Origin of the sequence: Lysobacter changpingensis (assembly GCF_017308985.1) — a bacterium.
Taxonomy (GTDB): Bacteria; Pseudomonadota; Gammaproteobacteria; order Xanthomonadales; family Xanthomonadaceae; genus Lysobacter_J; species Lysobacter_J changpingensis.
On sequence record NZ_JADWPE010000003.1, the window covers coordinates 1,315,398 to 1,330,153 of the forward strand.

The window sequence follows — 14,756 nt, forward strand, 5'->3', positions numbered from 1 at the left end:
CACCCGCAGGACCCATGCCATGACCCACCTCCGCAACACGACGCGACTGGCCGCGACGATCGCCCTGCTCCTCGCCGGCATGGCCGCCGGCGCGCAGACGCCGAAGGCCGATGCCGGGCGCGCGCGCGCCGACGCCACGCGGCAGGACGCCGAACGCACGCGGCAGATCGAAGCCGCGCGCGCCGACCTCAACCGCGCCGCACGCCGATACGCCGAACTCACGCGCGAGAACGCGAACTTCGACCGCGCCCGTTTCGAGCGCGAGTTCGAGAAGCGCTTCGCCCGGCAGCCGGTGCTGGGCGTGGTGCTCTCGCCCGATCCGAGGGGCGGCGTGCGCATCGCGGCGGTCACCCCGGACAGCGCGGCGGCGAACGCCGGGCTGCGCGCCGGCGACGTCATCACCGCGATCGACGGCAACCGGCTCAACCAGCCGCAACCGGAGGAGCGCCTCGCCCAGGCCCGCCTGCGGCTGCGCGCGCTCGATACCGACAAGCCCGTCGCCCTCGCCTACACGCGCGGCGGCCGCGCCGCGACCACGCGCGCCACGCCGAAGCTCGGCGACCGCCTGCTGGTCGCGCGCGATGCGGACGGCAATCCGCTGGCCGCACCGATGCCGATCGTCGCACCGCAGGTGCGCAGCGAACTCATCCGCCTGGACTGCGACGACGACGAGGGCGATTGCCGCCTGCCGCTGCTGTCGGAGGCGTTCCGCTGGAACGGCCTGAACCTTGCGACGGTGGACGCGCAGCTCGGTCGTTATTTCGGCACCGATCGCGGCGTGCTCGTGCTCAGCACCGGGCCGGAATTGTCCGGGTTGCAGGCCGGGGACGTGATCCAGCGCATCGACAACAAGCCGGTGAATTCCCCACGCGAGGCGATGGCCGCGTTGCGCGACAAGCCGGAGCAGAGTCGCGTGGGCATCACCTACCTGCGCGACCGCAAGAGCGCGACGACGCAGATCACCGTGCCGAAGACCGCGATGTTGCGCATCCCGAAGCCGCCGGTTCCGCCATTGCCGCCGAAGGCACCGCCTGCGCCGGCGGCACCGGCGGCTCCTGCTGCGCCCGCCGCGCCCGCGGCACCGCCCCCGCCGCCCGCACCGAAGCCACCGCTGGCGATGACGCCGCCCGCGCCGCCGGCTCCACCGGAGCCGCCGGAGGGAATGATCGGATTCGTGATATCGCTCTGACGACCAACGAAAGAGCCCCTCACCCGCAAGCACGGGAGAGGGGTTGGGGTGAGGGAGGGCGCCCTGCTCGCGTCGGCGAATCACCGTGCTGCCGAAAAGATTGACCCGGCTCTTGTAGCCCGGGTGAGCGAAGCACACCCGGGTTGTGCGTCGCGGCGACGTTGCCCCCGGGTGCGGCCTGCGGCCTTACCCGGGCACAAAAGCTGCTCGCGTCGGCGAGTCACCGTGCTGCCGAAAAGATTGACCCGGCTCTTGTAGCCCGGGTAAGCGAAGCGCACCCGGGTTGTGCGTCGCGGCGACATTGCCCCGGGTGCGGCCTGCGGCCTTACCCGGGCTACAAAAGCTGCTCGCGTCGGCGAATCACCGCGCTGCCGAAAAAGATTGATCAGCTCTCGTAGCCCGGGTAAGCGAAGCGCACCCGGGTTGTGCCTCGCGGCGACGTTGCCCCGGTGCGGCCTGCGGCCTTCCCCCGGGCTGCAAAAGCTCTGCCGAGTCCGGCCGGTCAGTACGAAGCCGTGCTCACCGCCGCGCCGCCGCCTCCACCGGCGCGCGCTCGACCCACTTGTCGAACACCGCGTCGATCTGCGCGTCGCGCACCTTGCCGCCCTTCTCCAGCGAGCCGGCCTGCTCGAACAGCGGAATGATCATCGCCATCCCGTCGACCTTCGTCCTCAGGTGCACGCCCGGCGACTGGCCGAGGAAGCGCTCCCAGCGCGCGCGCACCTTCGCCCAGTAGTCCTTCGTCGCGTTCCAGTAGGCATAGGCCGGCTTGAAGTCGACCTCCGTGGTCTTCCGGTAATCGTTGAAGCCGAACTCGCGCGCCAGTTCCACCTGCGTGCCGTCGGGCTTGCGCAGCACCTTGGTGTTGAACTGCTCGTGCGTCCAACCGTTGGGCGTGAGCGTGTGGCGGTTCACCGCGCTGATGGCGTTGTAGTCGCTGCGCCTGGTGTACTCGCGACGCGGCAGCGGGCGCCAGCTCACGTCGCTGGTCCACGTGGGCACGTTGTTGTCGTAGGTCCATGGGCCCGTGCCGCAGTAACGCGGCGCGTCGCTCACCTCGTACACGCACTGCGTCCATGCGCCGCGCGTGCGATCGGCCGGGATCGCCCGCACCTGCCACGTCTGGTCGGCGCTGAACTCGAAGCGCGTCGGTGCCTCGAACGTCCAGTCCTGCCGCCAGTGCTTGGTCACGTGGCCGCTCTTCTCGTCCACGAGGATGTGCTGCAGGACGACCTTGGTCGGCGAATCCTCCACCACGATCACCGTCTCGTTGCCGCCGCTGCGCATCGCCGGATGGCGTTCGTAGCCGGGCTGCAGCAGCACGGTTTCATCGAAGGCGAAATCGACGATGTACTCGCCCTGCATGGCGAGGATCGACTCGCGATCGCGCGCAGCGTCGGCGAAGGCCGCCGGCGGGGCGGCGGCGAGAAGGAGGCCCATCGGAAGGGCGAGCGTGCGGAGCTTCATGGCTGGCTCGATGTTGAAGGTTGGAGAGAGGAACGTGAGCTTCACCAGCTCACCGACAGGCTGACGCCGACGCTGCGGCCCGGGCTGGTGTAGCGATCGACCACGCGGCTCGACGCGAGCGTGCCGGCGGGCACGTCGGCCGCGTCCCAGTACTTGCGGTCGGCGAGGTTGAACACGCCGGCGTCGAACACCGCGCCCGGCGCGAAGTTCCAGTGCGCGAGCAGGTCGAGCACGCCGTAGCCCGGCACCTCGAACTGATTGTCCGCCGGCAGTTCGTCCTTGCGCCCGGCGAAACGGCCGGCGAGTTCGATGCCCCAGCCCTGCGCGTCGTACGCGACGCCGAGGGTCGCGCGCAGAGGATCGATCGACGGCAGCGGATCGTTCGTCGTGCGGTCCTCGCCCTTCGCCCACGACGCGGCGCCCCTGATCGACCAGCCGGCCAGCGCATCGCTGATCGCCCGCAGGTCCACGCCGGCACGCGCCTCCACGCCGTGGATCTCCGCGTCCTCGATGTTCTGCGACTGGAACACGATCAGTTCAGATGCCGGCGGCGCGCTCACCTGCACCGACGATTCGATGAGATCGTCGTAGCGGTTGTAGTACGCCGAAACCTCCGCGTACACCGCTTCGTTGGAGAAGCGCAGGCCCAGTTCGACGCCGTCGCTCTTTTCCGGCTTCAGGTCGGGATTCGGAATCGCCGTGTAACCGAACTGCAGGTTGGTGAAGCCCAGGTTGACGTCGCTGTACGGCGGTGCGCGGAAGCCGTGCTGGTAGCCGCCGAACAGCGACCAGTCCTCGCTGAAATGCCACACCGCGCCGAGTTTCGGCGACACGCTGGTTTCGCTCAGTTCCGCGACTTCGACGCCGGGGTTGTCCTCGGCGAAGATCGAATCGGGCTTGGGCTCGAGCTTGTAGTAATCCACGCGCACGGCCGGGATCAGCCGGAACGCGCCTTCGGCGAACGACATCTCGTCCTGCACGAACAACGCCGCCTGCGTGGTTTCGCTCACCGGGAAATCGCGCACGGGGAAGGTGTCGGGCGAGATCACGTTGGTCACCGTGCCGGTGAGCAGGCTGGTCGCGCGGCCGTCGCGCTTCTGCCGGAATTCGGTGCGCGTCAGCTCCACGCCGTAGGTGATGGCATGGTCGACGGCGCCGCCGGTGATGTCCTTGTGCAGCACGGCGTCCAAGCCGGTGAGGCGCTGGTCGAAGTTGAATTCGCGCTCGCGCAGCACCGGGTTGGCCGCGACGCCGCCGGCCAGCATGGCGCGCTCCTCGCGCGTGCGCTGCGTGGTTTCGCTGTCCTGGCGGTAGACCTGCCACTGCAGCGAATCGGCGAACGCCGCGCCCAGCGCATCGGCTTCATGCGCGAACGCGATGCGCGCGCGGGTCTGCGTGTCCTGGCCGGACTGCGAGGCCACGCGCACCGACGGCGACATGCCGGGCATCATCGTGGTATCGCCCAGCGCGGTGAGCACGTCGGTGTCGACGTTGTCCTCGTTGCCTTCGACGGTGAGCTTGAAGCGCTGGTTCCCGTCCGGCTCGAACACCAGCTTCGTCAACAGGCTGCGGCCGTCGTATTCCTGCGGGTTCGGCGCGGTGCGCGAGGAACCGGTGCCGCGGTTCCCGCCCATGTTCTCGCGTTCCTGCCCCTGGCGATGGCCGACCACGACCAGGCCCGACCAGCGATCGCCGCCGAACGCCGTGGTCGCGCCGCCGAACAGGCCGTTGTCCTCGCCGAAGTAGCCCAGCTTCATACCGAAGTAGGCGTCCTTGCCCTCCGCCAGGTAATCCGACGGGTCCTTGGTGACGAACGAGACCACGCCGCCGAGCGCGTCGGAGCCGTACAGCGCGCTGCCCGGTCCGCGCACGACCTCGACGGCCTTCAGCGTGTCGAGGTCGACGAAGTTGCGGTTCGCATTCGAGAAGCTGCCGATCGAGAACGCGTCGGGCACGGCGATGCCGTCGGTTTCGATGCGCACGCGATTGCCGCCGAGGCCGCGGATGCGGATGTCGCCCAGGCCGCCGAAACGGCCGGAACCGCTCGACACGCTGATGCCGGGCTCGTAGCGGAACAGGTCCTTCAGATCGCGCACGAGCTGGCGGTCCATCTCGTCGCGGTCGATCGCGGTGACGACGTTCGGCACGTCGTCCAGCGCGCGCTGCGTCAGCGTGGCGGTGACGACGATGCGGTCGAATTCGTTCGCGGCGGCGACGCCGGTCGCGGCGGTGGTCAGGGAGGGGGCGCTGCCGTCGGGCGTGGCCTCGTTGGAGACGGCGACGGCCGGAATGGCGAGCAGCAGGGCAAGGGCCAGGGTGTTGCGGACAGGTTGCATGCGCGGTCTCGGAGTGGATTCCGAGGCGGGCTGGCAGCCGTTGCCGGCAGGCTTGCTTGCCTTGGGAGAGAGAGGTTGTCGAAGGGAAGCCGCCATGTGCGGCCGTGCGCGGCGTCCTTCCCCAAGGGCGTCGCGCGTTCGGTGGATCACGGCGCCCGGAGGAGCCGCCGCGATCAGGGAATCACTTGGTGAGGATCAGCTTGTCGTTGCGCGTGTGGCGCAGGCGGTAGACCTCGCCGCCGTGGCGGATCAGCACTTCGCGACCGCCCCGCAGCAGCTCGTCGCTGTCGAGGAGACCGTTGGCGAACGCCATCGCGGAGGGCGTGGACATCGCCTGCGCGGGCATGGCCGGCGAGGAGACGGCGGCGATGGGCGGCGTCAGCCGTTCGGTGCGGGGCTTGAGCTGCAGCAGCGTGGGACGCGTCGACATGGGCGTGGCTCGTTGGGGCTCGCCACGGATGATAATGATTCTCATTTGCTAGTCAACAGCCCACGCCACGAAGCCGCTATCCGACCGCGGCGTCCACGCGCTGCCAGTCGCCTTCCGACAGACGGTCGGCCAGCTCCAGCGCATCCAGGTTCTGGATCAGCTGCTCCGGGCGGCTCGCACCCAGGATCACGCTGGACACGTGCGGGTTGCGCAGGCACCAGGCGATCGCCAGCGGCGCCGGCGCCACGCCGAGTTCCTCGGCGATCGCGACGAAGCGGCGCGCGCGCTCCACGCGGGCGCCCTCCTCGCCGAGCACCGAACGCTGCAGCCATCCGAGGCCTTCGCGGCCGAGCCGGGCCTCGTCCGGCACGCCGGCGTTGTACTTGCCGGTGAGCAGGCCCGACGCGAGCGGCGACCAGATCGTCGTGCCCAGGCCGTATTCGGCGTAGAGCGGCGCGTATTCGAGTTCGACGCGTTCGCGATGCAGCAGGTTGTACTGCGGCTGCTCCATCGTCGGCGCATACCAGTTGCGCGCGTGCGCGATGCGGTGCGCGTCGCGGATCTGCGCGGCGGTCCATTCCGACGTGCCCCAGTAGAGCACCTTGCCCTGGCGGATCAGTGCGTCCATCGCGCCGACGGTTTCCTCGATCGGCGTGTCGGGATCAGGACGATGGCAGTAGTAGAGATCGAGTGTTTCCACGCGCAGCCGCTTGAGCGCGGCGTGGCAGGCATCGGTGACGTGCTTGCGCGAGAGGCCCCGCTGGGTCGGGCCCGGTTCGGCCACCGCACCGAAGAACACCTTGCTCGACACGCAGAAGCCGTCGCGCGGCAGGCGCAGGTCGGCGATCACGTCGCCCATCACCTTCTCCGCCTCGCCGTTCGCATAGGTCTCGGCGTTGTCGAAGAAGTTGATGCCGTTGTCCCAGGCGGCGGCGATGAGATCGCGCGCGGTGGAGCGCCCGATCTGGGCACCGAAGGTGAGCCAGGCGCCGAAGGACAGCGCCGAAAGCTGCAGGCCGGACGAACCAAGGCGACGGTATTGCATGGGGACACTCCAAAAAAAGGGGATCTGGAAGCTGGCTCGTTCAGTTTAGCCCTGCCCCTGTGGCGGTCCGGTCGGTACAATGCGCGCACTTCCTCCTCCGGGGAGTAGCCCATCCGCCGCGACACGCAGCGGAGACCCGCGTCAACACACTTGGCCCACAGGCCATGGCGCGGGAGCGGCAGCCAGCCGGCGACGGCCAGCCACCACGGGCAAGACCGAAGGCAGGCGTCATGCGAGCAACTGGCGAGAGCCGGGTCGGGCCGCGTGGCGGCTGCCTTTCGCGTCCACGCGAAAGCCCGACCCCCCGGAACGTCCATGGACCACTTTCCCCTGATGACCGCCGCGGTGTCCGCCGGCACCGTCGCGCTCGCCGAGATCGGCGACAAGACGCAGCTCCTCGCCCTGCTGCTGGCCGCGCGCTTCCGCAAGCCGTTGCCGATCATCGCCGGCATCCTCGTCGCCACGCTGCTCAACCACGCCCTCGCCGGCTGGTTCGGCACGCTGGTGGCGCAATGGCTGAGCCCGGACGTGCTGCGCTGGGTGGTCGCGGCGAGCTTCCTCGCGGTCGCGCTGTGGACGCTCAAGCCGGACACACTCGACGAAGGCGAGGAATCGCTGCCGGCGCGCGGCGCGTTCATCGCCACGACGTTCGCGTTCTTCCTGGCCGAGATCGGCGACAAGACCCAGGTCGCGACCGTGCTGCTGGCCGCGAAGTACCCGCCGCTGTGGGAAGTGGTCGTGGGTACGACCGTCGGCATGCTGCTGGCGAACGTGCCGGTGGTGCTGCTGGGCAGCAAGCTCGCCGACCGCTTGCCGCTGAAGGCGGCGCGCTATACGGCGGCGGTGGTGTTCCTGGTGCTGGCGGCGTGGGCGGCGGTGCGCGGGATTTCGTAAGGGGGTATCGAACACTGCGCGTTCCTTCCATATGCCGAAAGGAGGGCGCCGCGCGGGGAACCGCCTTGGCGCGCTATGCTCGGCGCGGCCCCGGGAGGGCCGGCAAGCGGGGGAAGCGCATGCTCGGAACCGGCGGTAGGGTCCGCGACGTCGTCGCCGCGCTGCTGGCGCGGCCGGATGAAATCATGTTGGAGATCGGCGCCGGCGGCGAGCTGATGGTCGCGCGCCTGCGCGTGGTCATCGCCGCGATGCTGCTGGTGCTGCCGGTGACGAACGCGCTCGGCGGCGGCAGCGTCAAGGACACGCTGATCGGGCTGGTCGGCGCGATCGTCGTCAACATCTTCGCGCACCTGTGGCTGGCGATGGCGCGGCGGCGGCGGCTGTTCCGCTGGCTGCCGTTCGCTTCTTCCGCGTTCGACGTCACCGCCACGACGGTGCTGCTGGTCATCCTCGCCGCCGACCACCTGCCGGCGGGCCTGAACAACCTCACCGCATGGTGCGGCTACGTGATTTCGATCGTGCTCACCGCACCGCGCAGCGACGGGCGCATCGCGCTGTTCGCGGGCGCGCTGGCCATCGGCCAGTACAGCCTGCTGGTGCTGTGGGTGTTCGCGTCGGCGTCCTCGCCCGAGCAGCTGATTTCCAGCGATTACGGCGCCATCACCATGGGCGGCCAGGTCCAGCGCGTGCTGCTGCTGGTGGTGTTCACGCTGATCACCGCGATGGTGGTCTACCGCATGCAGCGGCTGGTGGAAATGTCCGGCACCGACGGCCTCACCCGCCTGCCGAACCGCACCTGGCTGCTGTACCGCGTGCCGCGCCTGTTCGACAGCGTGCGGCATGACGGCGACAGCCTCACCTTGGCGCTGATCGACCTGGACCACTTCAAGCGCATCAACGACGCCCACGGCCACCACGCCGGTGACCGCGCGCTGCGGCACGTGGTCGCGGTGCTGCGCGAACTTGCCGAACCGGGCGAATGGCTGGTGCGGATCGGCGGCGAGGAATTCGTCCTGCTGCTGCGCAAGCCGATCGGCACCGCCTGGGAACGCGTGGACGCGATCCGCCGCGCGCTCGGCGAGCGGCCGTTCGAACCCGAGCGCGGCGCCGACACGGTCGCGCTGAGCTTCAGCGCCGGGCTGGCGGGCTTCCCGCACGAAGGTTCCGACCTGTCGAGGCTGCTGCGCCGCGCCGACGGGCGCCTGCAGCAGGCCAAGCTCCAGGGCCGCAACAAGGTCGTCGCGCGGGATACATGACGGCGCACTGATGGCTTGGCCCGATCCCTCGACGCGCACTTTTCCGACACCCGATCGCGGCGAGCCCTTCTGGACGCGCCCGCCGCCGCGCCCGCTCGGCCTCGTCGTAAACTACGCGCCGCCGCAGCCGTGACCCGCCCCTCGCAGGGGCCCAGGCCGCATCATTCCTGAACGACAACGACTCGCTGCCGGCCGCCGGTTGCAGGGGAGAACTGAGTGGAAGCCATTACCCGGGTGGCCTTTGGCCTGTTTGGTCTTGCCGTGCTGATCGGCATCGCCTGGCTGTTTTCGAACAACAAGCGCCGCGTGGACTGGAAGCTGGTCGCCACCGGCGTGAGCCTGCAGGTCGCCTTCGCCGCGCTGGTGCTGCTGGTCCCGGGCGGCAAGGACGTGTTCGACGCCATCGGCCACGGCTTCGTGAAGGTGCTCAGCTTCGTCAACGAAGGCTCGAAGTTCATCTTCGGCAGCCTGATGGACGTGAACACCTACGGCTTCATCTTCGCCTTCCAGGTGCTGCCGACCATCATCTTCTTCGCCGCGCTGATGGGCGTGCTCTACCATCTGGGCGTGATGCAGGCGGTGGTGCGCGCGATGGCATGGGTGATCACCAAGGTGATGCGCGTGTCCGGCGCGGAAACCACCAGCGTCTGCGCCAGCGTCTTCATCGGCCAGACCGAGGCACCGCTGACCGTGCGCCCGTACATCCCGAAGATGACCGAGTCGGAGCTGATCACCATGATGATCGGCGGCATGGCGCACATCGCCGGCGGCGTGCTCGCCGCGTACGTGGGCATGCTCGGCGGCGGCGATCCGGAGCAGCAGGCGTTCTACGCCAAGCACCTGCTGGCCGCGTCGATCATGGCCGCGCCGGCCACGCTGGTCATCGCCAAGATCCTCGTGCCCGAAACCGGCGAGCCGCTCACGCGCGGCACGGTGAAGATGGAAGTGGAGAAGACCACCGCCAACGTCATCGATGCGGCGGCGGCTGGCGCCGGCGACGGCCTGCGTCTGGCGCTGAACATCGGCGCGATGCTGCTGGCCTTCATCGCGCTGATCGCGCTGATCAACTGGCCGCTCGCGTGGTTCGGCGAGGTCACCGGCATTTCCGCCGCGATCGGCAAGCCGTTCGACCTGGCGACCATCTTCGGCTATGTGCTCGCGCCGCTGGCGTGGGTGATCGGCACGCCGTGGCAGGACGCGCCGATCGTCGGCAGCCTGATCGGCCAGAAGATCGTCATCAACGAATTCGTGGCCTACCTGCAACTGGCCGACATCGTCAACGGCAAGGTCGCCGGCGTGACGCTGACCGACCAGGGCCGCCTGATCGCCACCTACGCGCTGTGCGGTTTCGCCAACTTCAGCTCGATCGCGATCCAGATCGGCGGCATCGGCGGCCTCGCGCCGGAACGTCGCCAGGATCTCGCCCGCTTCGGCCTGCGCGCGGTGCTCGGCGGTTCGATCGCGACGTTCATGACGGCGACGATCGCGGGCGTGCTGACGTGGTTCGGCAGCTGAAGATGCCGTGATTCGCGATTGGGGATTCGTGATTCGCACAGGCGGATCCCCGATCGGCCACAACCTTCGGCAGGCGTAGCGATGAGCGTTGCTTCAACGAATCACGAATCACGAATCACCCATCCCGGCGCCATCGTCGTCGTCGGTTCGTTCAACGTCGACCACGTCTGGGCCGTCGCGACGCTGCCGCGGCCGGGCGAGACGCTCAGCGGGCAGTACCACACCGGCCCGGGCGGAAAGGGTTTCAACCAGGCCACCGCCGCGGCCCGCGCCGGCGCGACGACGACGTTCGTGTGCGCGCTGGGCCAGGACCTCGGCGGACAACTGGCGCGCGCACTGGCGGAAGCCGACGGCATCGAGCTGCGCGACCTCGTCAGCGAGGCGCCGACCGGCACCGCCGGCATCTATGTCGATCACGATGGCCGCAATTCGATCGTGATCGGACCGGGCGCGAACGCGGATCTCTCGGCCGCGTTCGTCGAATCCCAGCGCGAGCGCATCGCCGGCGCGCACGTGCTGCTGGCACAGCTGGAATCGCCGTTGGCGGCGATCGAAGCCGCCTTCGTCGCGGCGCGCGCGCATGGCGTTCCGACGGTGCTCAATCCCGCGCCGTCGGACGCGCAGTTGCCGGCGTCACTGCTCGCGCTGAGCGACGTCGTCACGCCCAACGAAACCGAATTCTGTTCGCAGGTCCGCCGGCACGTGGGCGAGGACCTCGATGCCTCCACTCTGACGACGCTGGGCGATGCGGCGCTGCACGGCTGGTGCCGCCGGCTGCTTCCACACGGGACGGTCGTGATCACGCTGGGCGCGGCGGGCTGTTTCGTCTCGCACGCGGACGGCGCGCTACGCGCGGATGCACGTTCGTACTACCGCGTCGCCGGCACGAAGGTGCATCCGGTGGACACCACCGGCGCCGGCGATGCGTTCAACGGCGCGCTGGCGGCGTCGTGGGCGCTGCGACCGGACGCGGCGTTCGCCGATCATCTGCATTACGCGAACCGGTATGCGGCGCTTTCGACCGAGCGCGAGGGCGCGGCGTTGTCGATGCCGCGCGACGCGGATGTGCGCGCGCGCTTTGGTTGAACGCCCTCCCCTGCGAATGCAGGGAGGGGTGAAGCGCACAGCGCCGAAGCGCTGACGAAAGTCGCTTCGATCGGCTAAGCGCCGGCACCAACCGCATCACTACATCGCACGTCCCGCCCGCCACCCCGACCCCTCTCCCGGGGGGAGGGGCGCAGGCATCGGGGCACGTCGTTGTACCGAACACCGTCCGCGCCAGCGCAACAAAACCCGCCGCCCTATCAAATAAGAACCATTCGCATTACCATGGCGGGCTTTCGACGTCCCGGAACCCACGATGCTCCGCCGCCATGCCCTCGCCAGTGCCCTGCTGGCCGCCCTCGTCGCGCCTGTCGCCCACGCCGATGAGGCCACCGACATCGATCGCGTGACCGTTTCCGCCAGCACCAGCCGCATTCCCGATTCCGAGGCCGCGCTGCCGAACACGATCACCGTGATCGACCAGGCGCAGCTGCAGCAGCAGCTCGCGCTGACGCAGGACGTATCGCAAGTGCTGGCGAACCTGATTCCCTCCTTCGCGCCCTCGCGCCAGAAGCTCACCAACAGCGGCGAGACGCTGCGCGGACGCAAGCCGCTGTACCTCGTCGACGGCGTGCCGCAGTCCACGCCGCTGCGCGACGGCGGTCGCGACGGCCACACCATCGATCCGTCGATGATCGAGCGCATCGAGGTCATCCACGGCGCGAACGCGCTGCAGGGCCTGGGCGCGTCGGGCGGCATCATCAACATCATCACCAAGCGCGCGCCGCGCCAGGACGGCCAGGCCTTCCAGGACGTCTCGGTGTCCGCGTCCACCGCCGTGCCGCACGAGAGCGACAGCACCGGCTACCGCGCGTCCTACCTGTTCGGCACGCGCAGCGGCGCGTTCGACTTCGTCGGCGGCGCCTCGTACGCCAGCGAAGGCCTGTACTACGACGCCGACGGCGACTCGATCGCCGTCAACGACGTGCAGGGCGACCTGATGGACGCGGAGAGCTACAACCTCTTCGCCAAGGCCGGCTGGAACCTCGACGGGAACCGCCGTCTGCAGCTCAGCGCGAACCGCTACGAACTGCAGGGCAACAACAACTACCACGCGGTCGAAGGCGATCCCGCCACCGGCGAGACGGCGACGTCCGCGCGCGGCGGCAGCATCGGCGAAGGCCCGCGCAACCGCTCCACCTCGCTGACGCTGGACTACACCGACAAGGCGCTCGCCGGCGGCTACTTCCAGGCGCAGCTGTACTGGGTCGATTTCGAGGCCCTGTACGGCGGCAGCTTCTGGGGCGATTTCTGGGGCGACGGCCGCGATCCGGACTGGTTCGACCAGTCGCAGAACGCGTCGGAAAAGCTCGGCGGCAAGTTCAGCTGGTCGCGTGGCGACCTGTTCGGCCTGCGCCTGCGCGCGACCCTGGGCCTGGACATCGCGCGCGACACGACCTCGCAGGAACTCGTGCGCGCCGGCATGGATTGGGTGCCGGAAACCACCTACGAGTCGGTTTCGCCCTTCGTGCAGCTGGAATGGTGGGTGGCCGATTCGGTGATGCTGACCGGCGGCCTGCGCCACGAACGCGGCAAGCTGCAGGTCGACGACTACATCACCATTCCCGACCAGCGCCTCACGCCCGGCATCCATGGCACGCGCTACCTCGTCGAAGGCGGTTCGCCGGAAACCAGCGAGACCCTGCCGAACGTCGGCATCGTGTGGGAAGCCACCGACGCACTGAAGTTCTACGCGTCCTATTCGGAAGGCTACACGGTGGCCGACATCGGCCGCGTGCTGCGCGCGATCAACACGCCGGACCAGCGCGTGGACACGCTGGTCGACCTCCAGCCGGTCATCGCCGACAACCAGGAAATCGGCCTGGACTACGACGACGGCCGCTGGCTGGTGCACCTGGCGGCGTTCTGGTCGGATTCCGACCTGGGTTCGCGCCTGGCCTTCGACCAGGCCACGCAGTTCTACAAGGTCGTGCGCGAGCGCACCGAGATCGACGGTTTCGAAGGCAGCGTCGCCTACCAGTTCAGCGACGCCACGCGCGTCGGCCTGGCCTACGCGCAGACCGACGGCCGATACGACAGCAACGGCGACGATCGCGTGGACAGCGACCTGCCGGGCGTCAACGTGAGCCCGGATCGCGCCACCGCCTTCTGGGAGCAGTCCTGGACGCCGGCGATCTCCACGCGCCTGCAGGCCAGCCACTCGCTCGACCGCGATTTCGACTATCGCGGCACGACGCTGCCGGACGAGTTCGAGGGTTACACGACGGTCGACCTGCAGGCGCGCTTCCAGCTGCCGGTCGGCGCGCTGAACGTGGGCGTGGAGAACCTGTTCGGTGAGCAGTACACGACGTATTACTCGCAGACCACGCCGCGCGCCGACACCTACACCGCCGGTCGCGGTCGCGTGCTGACGGTGGGCTGGTCGCACCGGTTCTGATAAACCACGCAGATGGACATGGCCACCACCGTCGCCGCATCGAAGGCACCGCCCAGGCGGCGCCTGCGCGCGGCGCTGTCGTGGCTGCACCTGTGGACGGGGCTGACCGCGGGGCTGGTGTTCGCACTCGCCTCGCTGGCGGGCACGGTGCTGGTGTTCCATGTCGATCTGCTCAAACTGCAGCATCCGCAACTCGCGCAGCACGAACCCGTCGCAGACGGGCGCGTGCTCGCGCAACTCATCGAACGCTGGCGGCCGGAAGGCTTGCGCTCGCTCGATCTTCCGCGCGAGGAACTGCCGGTCTGGCAGGCGTATTTCGAGGACGGACATCGCCAGTACTTCGCGCCCGAGGACGGCGCGCTGCTGCTCTACCGCAGCCATCGCGACGACGTGCTGCTGTGGCTGCACGAGTGGCACGTGGACCTGCTCGGTGGAAAGACCGGTCGCGAAGTCTGGGGCGTGATCGGCTGGATCTCGCTGGCGATGATCCTGATCGGCCTGTATCTGTGGTGGCCGAAGGCGGGGCGCTATCTCGCGCAACTGAAGGTGCACGCGGGACCGCCAGTGCGGCGCTGGCTCACGTGGCATCGCAGCGCCGGCGTGATCCTGCTTCCGCTGCTGTTGCTCGGGACGGTGACCGGCGTCGGCATGGTGTATTCGAAAGGCTTCCAGAAGGCCCTGACGGGTGCGTTCGGCGGGAAGAACGTGGCGGCGCCGGAACTGCCCGCGAGCAGTGCGCCGATCGACTGGACGCACGCGATCGCGCAGGCGCGCATCGCGATTCCGGAGGCGCGGCTGGCACGCGTGTCGGTGCCCGATCCGGATGAAGGCGCGGTCTCGTTCCGCGCACAGGCCCACGGCGAATGGCATCCGGTGGGACGCAGCACGATCGTGCTGACGCGCGACGGCCGGGTCGTCCAGGCCTTCGACGCGACGACGCACGGCCTCGGCATGCGCATGAGCCAGGCGTTCTATCCGTTGCACATCGGCGCGGTCGGCGGCAGCACGATGAAGTGGATCACCGCGTTCATCGGGCTGCTGCCGATGTTCCTGCTGGTGACGGGGTTCCTGTTCTGGCGGCGTCGACGCGGGAAGCGGTAAGCCGGCGATCCGGGTGGCGTG

The 14,756-nt window shown here is 69.1% G+C and carries 11 protein-coding genes; 7 read left to right on the forward strand and 4 right to left on the reverse strand.

The annotated features are described in order from the left end of the window. The first annotated feature begins 19 nt into the window (after positions 1 to 19). The gene (locus tag I4U41_RS13050; protein ID WP_206861517.1) at positions 20 to 1,189 is read left to right on the forward strand and encodes a PDZ domain-containing protein; all 1,170 of its coding nucleotides are present in this window, start codon (positions 20 to 22) and stop codon (positions 1,187 to 1,189) included. Between the two features lie 519 nt (positions 1,190 to 1,708). Here I4U41_RS13050 and I4U41_RS13055 read toward each other — a convergent pair. The 4 genes from I4U41_RS13055 to I4U41_RS13070 all read right to left on the reverse strand — a co-directional run bounded on the left by I4U41_RS13055 (position 1,709) and on the right by I4U41_RS13070 (position 6,467). After that, positions 1,709 to 2,629, reverse strand: coding sequence for a DUF6607 family protein (locus I4U41_RS13055; protein WP_425492583.1), 921 nt, complete (start codon positions 2,627 to 2,629; stop codon positions 1,709 to 1,711). Positions 2,630 to 2,697: 68 nt separating this feature from the next. Beyond that, positions 2,698 to 4,992 carry a TonB-dependent hemoglobin/transferrin/lactoferrin family receptor gene (locus I4U41_RS13060; RefSeq protein ID WP_206861519.1) on the reverse strand — a complete coding sequence of 765 codons (2,295 nt, stop codon included), beginning with the start codon at positions 4,990 to 4,992 and terminating at the stop codon, positions 2,698 to 2,700. Positions 4,993 to 5,173: 181 nt separating this feature from the next. Further along, entirely contained in the window at positions 5,174 to 5,422 is a 249-nt protein-coding gene (locus I4U41_RS13065; protein WP_206861520.1) for a hemin uptake protein HemP, read from the reverse strand. A gap of 76 nt (positions 5,423 to 5,498) precedes the next feature. Beyond that, positions 5,499 to 6,467: an aldo/keto reductase gene (locus tag I4U41_RS13070; RefSeq protein WP_206861521.1), complete on the reverse strand. Its 969-nt coding sequence runs from the start codon at positions 6,465 to 6,467 to the stop codon at positions 5,499 to 5,501. 315 nt (positions 6,468 to 6,782) lie between these two features. On the opposite strand from I4U41_RS13070, the gene I4U41_RS13075 reads away from it, so the two are divergent. From I4U41_RS13075 to I4U41_RS13100, 6 genes are all read left to right on the forward strand, one after another. Next, entirely contained in the window at positions 6,783 to 7,361 is a 579-nt protein-coding gene (locus tag I4U41_RS13075; protein ID WP_206861522.1) for a TMEM165/GDT1 family protein, read from the forward strand. A 185-nt stretch (positions 7,362 to 7,546) separates the two neighbouring features. Beyond that, positions 7,547 to 8,617, forward strand: a complete 1,071-nt coding sequence (locus I4U41_RS13080) for a GGDEF domain-containing protein (protein ID WP_206861523.1) — start codon at positions 7,547 to 7,549, stop codon at positions 8,615 to 8,617. Between the two features lie 216 nt (positions 8,618 to 8,833). Further along, on the forward strand, positions 8,834 to 10,132 hold the full coding sequence (locus I4U41_RS13085) for a nucleoside transporter C-terminal domain-containing protein (RefSeq protein ID WP_206861524.1): 1,299 nt from the start codon (positions 8,834 to 8,836) through the stop codon (positions 10,130 to 10,132). Between the two features lie 81 nt (positions 10,133 to 10,213). Further along, positions 10,214 to 11,218 carry a ribokinase gene (locus I4U41_RS13090; protein WP_206861525.1) on the forward strand — a complete coding sequence of 335 codons (1,005 nt, stop codon included), beginning with the start codon at positions 10,214 to 10,216 and terminating at the stop codon, positions 11,216 to 11,218. 274 nt (positions 11,219 to 11,492) lie between these two features. Next, positions 11,493 to 13,634 carry a TonB-dependent receptor gene (locus I4U41_RS13095; protein ID WP_206861526.1) on the forward strand — a complete coding sequence of 714 codons (2,142 nt, stop codon included), beginning with the start codon at positions 11,493 to 11,495 and terminating at the stop codon, positions 13,632 to 13,634. Positions 13,635 to 13,652: 18 nt separating this feature from the next. After that, positions 13,653 to 14,735 carry a PepSY-associated TM helix domain-containing protein gene (locus I4U41_RS13100; protein ID WP_206861527.1) on the forward strand — a complete coding sequence of 361 codons (1,083 nt, stop codon included), beginning with the start codon at positions 13,653 to 13,655 and terminating at the stop codon, positions 14,733 to 14,735. Positions 14,736 to 14,756: the final 21 nt, after the last annotated feature.